Here is a 12,426-nt window from a genome sequence, read left to right as displayed (position 1 = left end):
CCACACCCTCCGGCCCCGCCCGCCCCGGATTCAGGAGTGACGATGTCGGCCTCCACACTGCCCACCCGGGAAGCGACCCGGCCGCACCCGGGCGCCGAGCTGCCCAGGCAGAGCGGATTCGCCCGGGCGCTGCGGCGCAACCTCACCGCGCACGGCTTCCTGATCGGCGCCGTGCTCTGCTTCGCGTTCTTCTCCTGGTACCCGATGGTGCGGGAGTTCCTGCTCGCCTTCCAGAAGACGAAGGACGGCCGCACCACCTGGGCCGGCTGGTCCAACCTCTCCTACGTCGTCCACGACCCGGCGTTCTGGCAGGCCTGGCGCAACACCCTGCTCTTCACCGGCCTCGCCCTGATCCTCGGCTTCGTCCTGCCGTTCCTCGTCGCCGTCCTGCTCAATGAATTCCGGCACGGCCAGGGCTACTTGAGGCTCCTCGTCTACCTCCCGGTGATGCTCCCGCCGGTCGCCTCGGTGCTGCTCTTCAAGTACTTCTACGACCCCGGGTACGGCCTGTTCAACCGCATCTTCGAGCTGTTCGGGCTGCCCGCGCAGCAGTGGCTCCAGTCCACCGACACCGCGATGCTCTCGGTGGTGATCGCCGCGACCTGGATGAACATGGGCAGCGCCACCCTCGTCTACCTCGCCGCCCTCCAGGGCATCCCCGGCGAGCTGTACGAGGCGGCCGAACTCGACGGGGCCGGGCTGCTGCGCAAGATCTGGCACGTCACCGTGCCGCAGACCCGGCTCGTGCTCTCGCTGATGTTCCTGATGCAGATCATCGCGACGATGCAGGTCTTCACCGAGCCCTTCCTGCTCACCAACGGCGCGGGCCCCGAAGGCTCCACGACGACGGTGGTCTACCTCATCTACCAGTACGCCTTCAACTTCAACAACTACGGCGGCGCCGCTGCCCTCGGCCTCGTCCTGCTCGTCCTGCTCGCCGGCTTCTCGGCGATGTACGTACGCCTCAGCCGCGACAGCGACCAGTAGATCCGGAGGGTGGGGAACCCATGTCGACACGCACACTCATCTCACCGGCCACCCTCGGCCGCACCCGGGGCAAGGCCGTCTACTGGACCGTCTTCAGTCTCGTCATGCTCCTGTTCACGCTCGTCTTCGTCGGGCCGCTGTACTGGATGGCCGTCAACGGCCTCAAATCGACGGAAGAGTTCACCCGGATCCCGCCGACCCTGGTACCGCACGGCGTGCACACCGACAACTTCACCAACGCCTGGCGCGTGATGGACTTCGCCAAGCTGCTGCTCAACACGCTCTGGTACGCGTTCGGCGCGCTCGCCTTCCAGCTCGTCCTCGACGTGGCCGCCGCCTACTCGCTGTCCAAGCTGCGGCCGGTGTTCGGCAAGGCGATCCTCGCGATGATGCTGGCCACCCTCATGATCCCGGCCGCCGTCCTGGTCGTACCGCAGTACCTGACCGTGCTCGACGTGCCGATCTTCCGGCGGAACCTGCTCAACACCCCGTGGGCGATCTGGCTGCCGTCGGTCACCAACGCCTTCAACATCTTCCTGCTGAAGCGGTTCTTCGACTCGATCCCGCGCGAGCTCCTGGACGCCGCGTCCATCGACGGGGCCTCGCCGCTGCGGACCCTGCGTTCGGTGGTGCTGCCGATCTCCCGGCCCATCCTGGGCGTCGTCTCCATCTTCGCGGTCGTCGGCGTCTGGAAGGACTTCCTCTGGCCGATGCTCACGCTGCCCGACCCCACCAAGCAGACCCTCAACGTGGGCATCTACTCGCTCGCCCAAGGCGTCCCCGAGAACTGGCTCACGGCCGCCCTCGCCATGGCGTCGATCCCCACCCTGCTCATCTTCATCGTGTTCCAGCGCAACATCATGAGCGGTCTCATCGCGGGCGGCCTCAAGGGCTGACGCCCGCGGCCGCCCTCCCCGCACTCCGCCGCCGGCCCCACCCACCATGCCCCCGCTGAATGCCGGGGGGCCGGCGGCGGGACCCCACCTGCCCGAAAGGACCGTCACGTGGCAGCCCACGCAAGCGACGACTGGTGGCGCTCGGCCGCCATCTACCAGGTCTACGTACGCAGCTTCGCCGACGGAGACGGCGACGGCACCGGCGATCTCACGGGCGTCCGGGCGAAGCTGCCCTACCTCGCCGAACTGGGCGTCGACGCCCTGTGGTTCACGCCCTGGTACCTCTCCCCGCTCGCCGACGGCGGCTACGACGTGGCCGACTACCGGGCCATCGACCCCGCGTTCGGCACCATGGCCGAGGCCGAGAAGCTGATCGTCGAGGCACGCGAACTCGGCATCCGCACCATCGTCGACATCGTGCCCAACCACCTGTCGGACCAGCACCCCTGGTTCCGGGCGGCGCTCGCCGCCGGTCCCGGCAGCCCCGAGCGGGAGCTCTTCCACTTCCGGCCCGGCCGCGGCGAGCACGGCGAACTCCCGCCCAACACCTGGCCGTCCCAGTTCGCGGGCGAGACCTGGACCCGGGTCGAGGACGGCGAGTGGTACCTGCACCTGTTCACCCCCCAGCAGCCCGACCTCAACTGGGCCCACCCGGCGGTCCGCCGGGAGCACGAGGACGTGCTGCGGTTCTGGTTCGAGCGGGGCGTGGCGGGCGTACGCATCGACTCGGCGGCGCTGCTCGCCAAGGACCCCGAACTGCCCGAGTTCACCGAGGGCACCGACCGCCACCCCTACATCGACCGCGACGAGCTCCACGACATCTACCGCGCCTGGCGGTCCGTCGCCGACGAGTACGGGGCGGTCTTCGTCGGCGAGGTGTGGCTGCCCGACAGCGAGCGCTTCGCCCGCTATCTGCGCCCCGACGAACTGCACACCGCCTTCAACTTCACGTTCCTGACCTGTCCTTGGCACGCGGCGCGGCTGCGCGCCGCCATCGACGACACCCTCGCCGAGCACGCCCCGGTCGGCGCGCCCGCCACCTGGGTCCTGTGCAACCACGACGTGACCCGCACGGTCACCCGCTACGGCCGCGCCGACACCGGGTTCGACTTCGCCACCAAGCGCTTCGGCACCCCCACCGACCTGGAACTCGGCACCCGCCGGGCCCGCGCCGCGGCCCTGCTCTCGCTCGCGCTGCCCGGCTCGGTCTACCTCTACCAGGGCGAGGAACTGGGCCTGCCCGAGGCCGACATCCCGCTCGACCGCATCCAGGACCCGATGCACTTCCGGTCCGGCGGGGTGGACCCGGGCCGGGACGGCTGCCGGGTCCCGCTGCCCTGGACGGCCGAGCCGTGGGCCACGTCCTGGCTGCCGCAGCCCGCCGACTGGGGGCACTACGCCGCCGACCGGCAGGGCGACGACCCGTCCTCCATGCTCGCCCTCTACCGTCGCGCCCTGCTCCTGCGCCGTACCCAACCCGGCTTCGGAGACGGCGCGTTGACGTGGCTTGAGGCGCCGCAGGGGGTGCTCGCCTTCGCCCGCGAGGACGGTCTGTGCTGTGTGGTCAACCTCGCCGACAAGCCGGTCCCGCTGCCCGCCCACCGCGCCCTGCTCCTCGCGAGCGGCCCGCTGGCCGACGGGCTGCTGCCCCAGGACACGGCGGTCTGGCTGCGCGCCTGACCGCTGTCCGCACCATGTCCGCTCCGGCCCCCTCTGCTCCCGACGAATCCCGCTGCCACCCCCACGAATCCCCGCTCTCACCCCCACGAAGGAAGGACTGTCATGGGCATGATCAGAGCCGCGATCGGTGCCGCACCCCAGGAGCCCCCACCTCCGCCGACCGCGCCCGTCCGGCGCGCCACGTCCGCCGGGCGGGCCGCCGCCGCGGTCGCGGCGCTCGCCTGTGTCGTCGCGCTCGGCGCGGTCGGGCTGGGCGGCGGCGCCTCCGCGTCGGCCGCCGAGTCCGCCCCGCTGTCCCCGCTGGCGGTCGCCGGGCGCGGCGCCACCGTGCCGTTCACCGAGCTGGAGGCGGAGGCCGCCACCACCAACGGCACGGTGATCGGCCCCGACCGCACCTACACCTCGCTGCCCTCGGAGGCCTCGGGCCGCAGCGCGGTGAAGCTGGCCGCGGCCGGGCAGTACGTCGAGTTCACCCTCACCGCGCCCGCCAACGCCGTGGACATCCGCTACAGCGTCCCGGACAGCGCGGCCGGCACCGGCATCAGCGCGCCCGTCGAGCTCAGCTCCGGCGGGACCAAGCTGAAGGACCTCACCTTCACCTCCAAGTACGGCTGGTTCTACGGCAGTTATCCCTTCCAGAACCAGCCGGGCGACAAGCCGCACCACTTCTACGACGAGACCCGCACCCTGCTGGGACGGACCCTGCCCGCTGGCTCCAAGGTCCGCGTCACCCTGCCCTCGACCGGCGCGACCCCGTGGGCCGTGGTCGACCTCGCCGACTTCGAACTCGTCCCCGACCCGGTGGCCCGCCCCGCGGGCTCGCTGTCGGTGACGGACTACGGGGCGGACGCGAGCGGTGCCGTCGACTCGACCTCCGCCTTCCAGCAGGCGGTCGACGCGGGCAAGGCGCAGGGAAAGACGGTCTACATCCCGTCCGGCACCTTCAAGCTCACCGACCACGTGGTGGTCGACCAGGTGACGCTGGCCGGGGCGGGCCCCTGGTACTCGGTGCTCACCGGCCGCAGCTCCACCGACCGCACCCGGGCCGCCGGGATCTACGGCAAGTACGTGAGCGGCGGCGGCTACAAGGGCGGCATCCGTCCCTACGAGTCGGGCGGGCCCAGCCGCAACGTCGTCCTGAAGGACTTCGCGCTGATCGGCGAGATCACCGAGCGGGTCGACGAGGACCAGGTCAACGGCATCGGCGGGGCGCTCAGCAACTCCACCGTCGACGATGTGTGGCTCCAGCACACCAAGGTCGGGGCCTGGATGGACGGCCCCATGGACGACTTCCACATCAAGAACAGCCGGATCCTGGACCAGACGGCCGACGGCGTCAACTTCCACTGGGGGGTGACCCATTCATCGGTGGAGAACACGTTCCTGCGCAACACCGGTGACGACGGGCTCGCCATGTGGTCCGACACCGTGACCGACGCCAACAACACGTTCAAGAACAACACCGTGGTGGCGCCCGTCCTCGCCAACAACATCGCTCTGTACGGCGGCAGGGACAACGCGGCGACCGACAACGTGGTCGCGGACACCGTCACCAACGGCGGCGGCCTGCACGTCGGCAACCGGTTCGACGGCGTCAACCCGGGCAGCGGCACCGACGTCCAGGGCACCATCACCCTGGCCCGCAACACCACCATCCGGGCCGGCAACGCGGACCTCGGCTGGCCGTTCCCGATCGGCGCGGTGTGGTTCGACTCGCGCAACAGCACCATGGACAAGGCGACGGTGAACGTGACCGACACCGACATCCTGGACAGCTCCTACGCGGCCATCCACTTCGTGTCCGGCACCACCAAGGGCGTCAACTTCAGCAACGTCAACATTGACGGCACCGGCACCTTCGCCCTCCAGTTCAACGACCCGGCCCAGCTCAGCATGACCGGGGTCACCGCGAAGAACCTCGGGTTCTCGGAGCCGGTCTACAGCTGCCTCGGCGGCAACCTCGCCCTCACCCAGGGCGCGGGCAACTCCGGCTGGAACGGCAAGCTGCCCGCCACCTACTGCGGCGCGTGGCCGGCGCCCGACTACCACCACGGCGGCACCACCACACCCCCGAGCAGCCCGCCGCCCACCGGGCCGAGCTCGCCGCCGCCGAGCAGCCCGCCCGCCGACCCCGACCTCGCCAAGGGCCGCCCGGTCACCGAGACCTCGCACACGCAGGTCTACGACGCGGCGAAGGCCGTCGACGGCGACGCCAACAGCTACTGGGAGAGCGCCAACAACGCCTTCCCGCAGTCGATCACCGTCGACCTCGGCTCGGTGCGCGGCGTCGGCAAGCTGGTCCTGAAACTGCCGCCCGCGACCGCCTGGGGCGCCCGCACCCAGACGCTCTCCGTGCTCGGCAGCGCCGACAACGGCAGTTACGGACAGCTCGTCGCGAGCCGCGGCTACACCTTCGACCCGGCCACCGGCAACCAGGTCGCCGTCACGCTGCCCGCCGGCACCAGCACCCGCTATCTGCGGCTCACGGTGACCGGCAACACCGGCTGGCCGGCCGCCCAGTTCAGCGAGTTCGAGGCGTACGCGCCCTGATCCGGCCCGGTGTCCCGCGGCGGGAGGATCCCAAACCGGGTGCCCCGGCCGACGCGCTCCACGGCGTCGGCCGGGGCACCCGGTCCGTGTCCGTCAGGCGGGCAGGGCGCGGGGTGGGCGGGGGCCCGTGTAGTGGCCGCTCGGGCGCATCCTGAGCGGGCGCTCCGCGTACTCCTCCAGGGCGTGGGCGATCCAGCCGGCCGTACGGGCCACCGCGAACACCGTCTCGCCCGCCTCGGCCGGCATGCCGAACGCGACGCTCATGACGGCGAGCGCCAGATCGACGTTGGCGTGCAGCGCGGTGTGCCGGGCCGTCGTCTCGACGACGTCGCGCGCGGCGGCCAGGGCGTCCGTGGCCGCCGGGATCCTCTCCAGGAGGGCGAACAGGGCCTGGGCGCGCGGGTCTTCGCCCGGGTAGAGCCGGTGCCCGAGTCCGGGCACGCGCCGCCCCGAGCGCAGATGGTCCGCGACGACGGGGGCGGCGCCGCCGCGTTCGAGCACCTCGGCCAGGGTGCGGTGGGCCAGTCCGCTGGCGGCGCCGTGCAGGGGCCCCTCCAGCGCGCCGAGCCCCGCGGAGACGACGGCATAGGGATGGGCCCGGGCGGAGGCCGCGACGCGGGCGGCGAGCGTGGAGGCGGCCAGGTCGTGGTCGATCAGCAGGGCAAGTGCCGTATCCAGCAAGCGGATTGACGATGCGTCGGACTCGCGGGAAGTCAGCCGCGGCCACAGCTGCCGGGCCAGCCGCCCTTCGTTGCCGCCTCCCGGGCCCACCGTCGGCAGGGCGCCGACCAGGGTGGGGATCAGCGAGCGGGCGCAGCCGAGCACCGCCGCGGGGTCCAGGTCGAAACGCAGCGGGTCGGCCGCCGAGACCGCGACCGCCGCCACCCTGAGCCGGTCCATCGCCCCGCTGTGCGCGGGCAGCGCGTCGACGGCGCGGCGGGCCGCCTCCAGGAACGGCCGGGGTGCGGTGAAGCGGAGGCCGCGGGTGAGCTCCCCGGTCCACACCCACCCCGCGACCTCCTCGAAGCCGTGGGCGGTGGCGAGCTCGACCGCGTCGACGCCGCGGAAGTAGTAGCGGTCCTTGTCGATGAGGGTGAGAGCGGTGCGGAAGGACAGCTCGCCGCCCGGGGCCGCCGCGGCCGGTTCCCGGCGGGCGCCGCGCCGGGCGAGGGCGTCGACCTCCCGGGCGTCGAAGGTCGAGCCCCGGCCGCCCGGGGCGCGCTCACTGCTCAGCTGGCCGCGGCTGACATAGGCGTAGACCGTCTCGGGCTTCACGCCGAGCCGCTCCGCCGCCTCGCGGGTGGTGAGCCGTGCCTGATCCGTCATGGGGTCACCGTATCCAGCACGTCATCCACCGCGATCCATATTGATTCAATCAACATTGACAGGCTCAGAGTCAATCATAGACAGTCAAGTCAATATGAGGAACTGAAGGAGGCAGCCACATGGCCGGCACCATCACCGCCCCCGCCGCGGTACCCCGCGGGCTCGCGGGCGTCGTCGTCACGGACACCGAACTCGGCGACGTCCGCGGGCGCGAGGGCTTCTACCACTACCGCCAGTACTCGGCCGTCGAGCTCGCCGAGCGCCGCGGCTTCGAGGACGTCTGGCACCTGATGTTCCACGGCTCACTGCCCGACGCGGAGACCCGTGCCGCCTTCACCTCCCGCACCGCCGCGCTGCGCCACCTGCCCGAAGGCGTGCGCCGGGCGCTCCCCGGCATCGCCCGCACCGGCGCCCCGTCCGGCCCGCTCGCCGGGCTGCGCACCGCGCTCTCCCTGCTCGGCGCGGCCAAGGGCTTCCGGCCCGTGTACGACCTGGACGCCACCCGGCGCGCCGAGGACGCGCTGGCCGCGTGCGCCGCCGTGCCCACCCTGCTCACCGCACTGCACCGCCTCGGCCAGGGGCTCGAACCCGTCGAGCCGCGCGAGGACCTCTCGTACGCCGCCAACTACCTGTACATGCTGACCGGTCGCGAGGCGGAGCCCGAACGGGTCCGCGCCGTCGAGCAGTATCTGATCTCCACCGTCGACCACGGCTTCAACGCCTCCACCTTCACCGCCCGGGTCGTCGCGTCCACCGGCGCCGATGTCGCGGCGAGCCTGGTGGCCGCGGTCGGCGCGCTCTCCGGGCCGCTGCACGGCGGCGCCCCCAGCCGTGCCCTGGACACCCTGGACGCGATCGGCACCCCGGACCGCATCGACGGCTGGATCCGCGAACGCGTCCTGGCCGGCGACCGGATCATGGGCTTCGGGCACCCGGTCTACCGCACCGAGGACCCCCGCTCCCGCATGCTGCGCGGGATCGCGGAGAGCTTCGGCGGGCCGCTCGTGGCCTTCGCCGTCGAGGTGGAGCGCCAGGTCGAGGCGATCCTGGCCGAGCTCAAGCCGGGCCGCGAGCTGCACACCAACGTCGAGTTCTACGCCGGGGTGGTCATGGAGCTGTGCGGGCTGCCCCGCGAGATGTTCACGCCCACCTTCTGCGCCGCCCGGGTGGTCGGCTGGAGCGCCAATATCCTGGAGCAGTCGGCGGACTCGAAGATCATTCGTCCGGCGGCCCGCTATGTGGGCCCGCCCCCGCCGCAGCCCGTACCCGCAGTCTGAGGAAGGCCCCAGGTGAACAGCCCGAGCAAGCAGATCCCCGTCATCGTCCTCGCGGGCTTCCTCGGCTCGGGCAAGACCACCCTGCTCAACCATCTGCTCCGGGCCTGCCGGGGCACCCGGATCGGTGCCATCGTCAATGACTTCGGCTCCATCGAGATCGACGCCATGACGGTGGCCGGACAGCTCGGCGACTCCACCGTCTCGCTCGGCAACGGCTGTCTGTGCTGCGCCGTGGACGCCGGCGAACTCGACGTCTACCTCGACCGGCTCACCCGGCCCGCCGCCCGCCTCGACGTCATCGTCATCGAGGCGAGCGGCCTCGCCGAACCGCAGGAGCTGGTGAAGATGCTGCTCGCCAGCGAGAACCCGCGGATCGTGTACGGGGGCCTGGTGGAGGTCGTGGACGCGGCGGAGTACGACACCACCCGCGACAAGCACCCCGAGATCGAGCGGCACCTGGGCGTCGCCGACCTGGTGGTGCTCAACAAGACGGACCGGGTGGACGCGGCGGACCTGGCCCGGCTGCGGTCCTCGCTCGCGACGGCGGCCGCGGTGGTGGAGTCCGCGTACGGCCGGGTCGACCCGGAGCTGTTCTTCGACCGCCGTCCCGTCACCGAGCGGGTCGGCCAGCTCGCCTTCGACGACCTCCTGGACGACACCCCGGCACCGGGGGAGTGCGCCGAGGGCCACCACGGCTGCCACGGACACGACCATCTGCACGCCGGATACGAATCCGTCGCCTTCACCTCGGACGTGCCCCTGGACCCGCGCCGCCTGATGGCCTTCCTCGACACCCGGCCCGAGGGCCTCTACCGCATCAAGGGCTTTGTCGACTTCGGCGCGGCCGACCCCCGCAACCGCTACGGCCTGCACGCGGTCGGCCGGTTCCTGCGCTTCCACCCCGAGCCGTGGCCGTGCGGACCGGAGCGCCGCACCGAGCTCGTCCTCATCGGCGCCGGCATCGACGCGCCCGCCCTGGAGGCCCAGCTCGCCGGGTGTGTGAGCGACCGCCCGGACGAGACCCCGGCCGAGCACGCGATGTGGGGCGTCCTGCGCTACGTGCCCGAGCCCGGGGACCCCGAAGGGGCGGACGAAGCGGAACGGGCCGAGGCGCGGGAAGAGGCCGGGGGGCCGGAAGGGGCTTGGGGACGGGAAGAGGCCGGGGAGTTCGGCGAACTCCCCGGCCCCGTCGACTAGTCGGCGCCCGGCGGCGCCGCTTCCCGCGTCACGAGGACGGGCCGGCCAGCACCGCCACGGGGGAGGGCAGCGGGGTGCCCGAGCCGTCGCGGCGCGGGTCGATCTCCGGCAGCTGGGCCGGGGCGCCGTTGGTCTGGGCCGCGCGGGCCGGGGCCGGGCCCGCCCAGGCGAGCACCAGCTTGTCCTCGCCCTTCAGGAACCGCTGGCAGCGCACGCCGCCGGTGGCCCGGCCCTTGCGCGGATACTGGTCGAACGGCGTCAGCTTCGCCGACACCGCGGCGTCGCCGAGCAGCGTCGCCCCCGAACCGGCCACCGAGAACACCACCGCGTCCCCGGCCGGGTCGACCGCCGTGAACGAGATCACCTTCGCGCCGTCGGTCAGCTTGATGCCGGCCATGCCGCCCGCGGCCCGGCCCTGCGGGCGCACCTGGCTCGCCTGGTAGCGCAGGAGCTGGGCGTCGTCGGTGATGAAGACCAGGTCTTCCTCGCCGGTGCGCAGCTCGGCCGCGCCCACGATCCGGTCACCGTCCTTGAGGGTGATGACCTCCAACTCGTCCTTGTTCGCCGGGTAGTCGGGCACCACCCGCTTGACCACGCCCTGCTCGGTGCCGATCGCGAGGCCGGGCGAGGACTCGTCGAGCGTGGTCAGGCACACCACCGTCTCGTCCGGTTCCAGCGAGGAGAGGAACTCCGAGATCGGGGCGCCGCCCGACAGGTTGGGCGCGGACGCCGTGTCCGGGAGCTGCGGCAGGTCGATCACCGCGAGCCTGAGCAGCCGCCCGGTGGACGTCACCACGCCCACGTCACCGCGCTGGGTGGCGGGCACGGCCGAGACGACCACATCGTGCTTGACCCGCTTGTCGTCCTCGCCCGCCACGAACCGCTCGGCGCCCGCGGTGCGGGCCAGCAGGCCCGTCGAGGACAGCAGCACCCGGCACGGGTCGTCCGCGACTTCGAGGGCCACGGCCGCGATCGGGGCGCCCGCCGACTCCAGCAGGACCGTGCGCCGGTCGGTGCTGAACTTCTTGGCCACCGCGGCCAGTTCGGCCGAGACCAGCTTGCGCAGCTCGCTGTCCGAGTCCAGGATCCCGGTCAGCTCGTCGATCTCGCCGGTCAGCCGGTCGCGCTCGCTCTCCAGCTCGATCCGGTCGAACCTGGTGAGCCGGCGCAGCGGCGTGTCCAGGATGTACTGCGTCTGGATCTCGCTCAGCGAGAAGTGCTCGACGAGCCGCTCCTTCGCCTGCGCGGAGTTGTCACTCGACCGGATGATCCTGATGACCTCGTCGATGTCGACCAGGGCCACCAGCAGGCCCTCCACCAGGTGCAGCCGGTCCCGTCGCTTGGTGCGGCGGAACTCGCTGCGCCGGCGCACCACGGTGAAGCGGTGGTCGAGATAGACCTCCAGGAGCTCCTTGAGGCCGAGCGTGAGCGGCTGGCCGTCCACCAGGGCCACGTTGTTGATGCCGAAGGACTCCTCCATCGGCGTCAGCTTGTAGAGCTGCTCCAGGACGGCCTCCGGGACGAAGCCGTTCTTGATCTCGATGACCAGACGCAGGCCGTGCGAGCGGTCGGTCAGGTCCTTCACGTCGGCGATGCCCTGGAGCTTCTTCGCACCGACCAGGTCCTTGATCTTGGAGATCACCTTCTCCGGGCCGACCGTGAACGGCAGCTCGGTGACGACCAGGCCCTTGCGGCGCGCCGTCACGTTCTCCACCGAGGCGGTGGCGCGGATCTTGAAGGTGCCGCGGCCCGACTCGTAGGCGTCCTTGATGCCACCCAGGCCCACGATGCGCCCGCCGGTCGGCAGGTCGGGACCCGGCACGAAGCGCATCAGCGCCTCCAGGTCCGCCTCCGGGTGCCGGATCAGATGGCGGGCCGCGGCGATGACCTCGCCCAGGTTGTGCGGCGGCATGTTGGTGGCCATGCCGACCGCGATGCCGGACGAGCCGTTCACCAGCAGGTTGGGATAGGCGGCCGGCAGGGCCACCGGCTCCTGCTCCTGGCCGTCGTAGTTCGAGGCGAAGTCGACCGTGTCCTCGTCGATGGACTCCGTCATCAGCGAGGTGGCGTCGGCCATCTTGCACTCGGTGTACCGCATGGCGGCCGGCGGGTCGTCGTTGCCGAGCGAGCCGAAGTTGCCGTGGCCGTTGACCAGCGGAAGCCGCATGGAGAACGGCTGGGCCATGCGCACCAGGGCGTCGTAGATGGAGGCGTCGCCGTGCGGGTGCAGCTTGCCCATCACCTCGCCGACGACACGGGCGCACTTCACATAGCCCCGGTCGGGGCGCAGGCCCATCTCGTTCATCTGGTAGACGATGCGGCGCTGGACGGGCTTCATTCCGTCCCGCGCGTCCGGCAGGGCCCGCGAGTAGATCACGGAGTACGCGTACTCAAGGAAGGAGCCCTGCATCTCGTCGACGACGTCGATGTCGAGGATCCGCTCCTCGAAGTCGTCGGGCGGCGGCGGGGTCTTCGTGCTGCGGCGGGCCATCGCGGCTGCTGCTCCTTCACGT

8 protein-coding genes are annotated in these 12,426 nt (G+C 71.7%); 6 read left to right on the top strand and 2 right to left on the bottom strand.

The features are described from left to right. The first annotated feature begins 42 nt into the window (after positions 1 to 42). The 4 genes from ACFYNP_RS21480 to ACFYNP_RS21465 all read left to right on the top strand — a co-directional run bounded on the left by ACFYNP_RS21480 (position 43) and on the right by ACFYNP_RS21465 (position 6,113). Positions 43 to 987, top strand: a complete 945-nt coding sequence (locus ACFYNP_RS21480; RefSeq protein WP_388787268.1) for a carbohydrate ABC transporter permease — start codon at positions 43 to 45, stop codon at positions 985 to 987. Positions 988 to 1,007: 20 nt separating this feature from the next. Beyond that, positions 1,008 to 1,883, top strand: coding sequence for a carbohydrate ABC transporter permease (locus ACFYNP_RS21475; protein ID WP_388787266.1), 876 nt, complete (start codon positions 1,008 to 1,010; stop codon positions 1,881 to 1,883). A 108-nt stretch (positions 1,884 to 1,991) separates the two neighbouring features. Beyond that, entirely contained in the window at positions 1,992 to 3,563 is a 1,572-nt protein-coding gene (locus tag ACFYNP_RS21470; RefSeq protein WP_388787263.1) for an alpha-amylase family glycosyl hydrolase, read from the top strand. Between the two features lie 102 nt (positions 3,564 to 3,665). Further along, the gene (locus ACFYNP_RS21465; protein WP_388787260.1) at positions 3,666 to 6,113 is read left to right on the top strand and encodes a discoidin domain-containing protein; all 2,448 of its coding nucleotides are present in this window, start codon (positions 3,666 to 3,668) and stop codon (positions 6,111 to 6,113) included. A gap of 93 nt (positions 6,114 to 6,206) precedes the next feature. On the opposite strand, the gene ACFYNP_RS21460 is transcribed toward ACFYNP_RS21465, so the two are convergent. Continuing rightward, positions 6,207 to 7,439, bottom strand: coding sequence for a citrate/2-methylcitrate synthase (locus ACFYNP_RS21460; RefSeq protein WP_388787258.1), 1,233 nt, complete (start codon positions 7,437 to 7,439; stop codon positions 6,207 to 6,209). 119 nt (positions 7,440 to 7,558) lie between these two features. Between ACFYNP_RS21460 and ACFYNP_RS21455 the strand changes: the two genes are divergently transcribed. Both ACFYNP_RS21455 and ACFYNP_RS21450 read left to right on the top strand, forming a co-directional pair. Then, complete coding sequence (locus tag ACFYNP_RS21455; protein ID WP_388787255.1) at positions 7,559 to 8,716, top strand: citrate synthase/methylcitrate synthase; 1,158 nt, start codon at positions 7,559 to 7,561, stop codon at positions 8,714 to 8,716. A 12-nt stretch (positions 8,717 to 8,728) separates the two neighbouring features. Then, the gene (locus ACFYNP_RS21450; RefSeq protein ID WP_388787252.1) at positions 8,729 to 9,913 is read left to right on the top strand and encodes a CobW family GTP-binding protein; all 1,185 of its coding nucleotides are present in this window, start codon (positions 8,729 to 8,731) and stop codon (positions 9,911 to 9,913) included. Positions 9,914 to 9,941: 28 nt separating this feature from the next. Here ACFYNP_RS21450 and ACFYNP_RS21445 read toward each other — a convergent pair whose 3' ends face one another. Then, positions 9,942 to 12,404, bottom strand: a complete 2,463-nt coding sequence (locus tag ACFYNP_RS21445; RefSeq protein WP_388417386.1) for a DNA topoisomerase (ATP-hydrolyzing) subunit A — start codon at positions 12,402 to 12,404, stop codon at positions 9,942 to 9,944. Between the last annotated feature and the right edge of the window lie 22 nt (positions 12,405 to 12,426).

The sequence above is a fragment of the Streptomyces sp. NPDC006691 genome (assembly GCF_042869955.1).
Taxonomy (GTDB): Bacteria; Actinomycetota; Actinomycetes; order Streptomycetales; family Streptomycetaceae; genus Streptomyces.
Note: the sequence above shows the minus strand (reverse complement) of the source record. Positions and strands in the feature narration are given on the sequence as shown.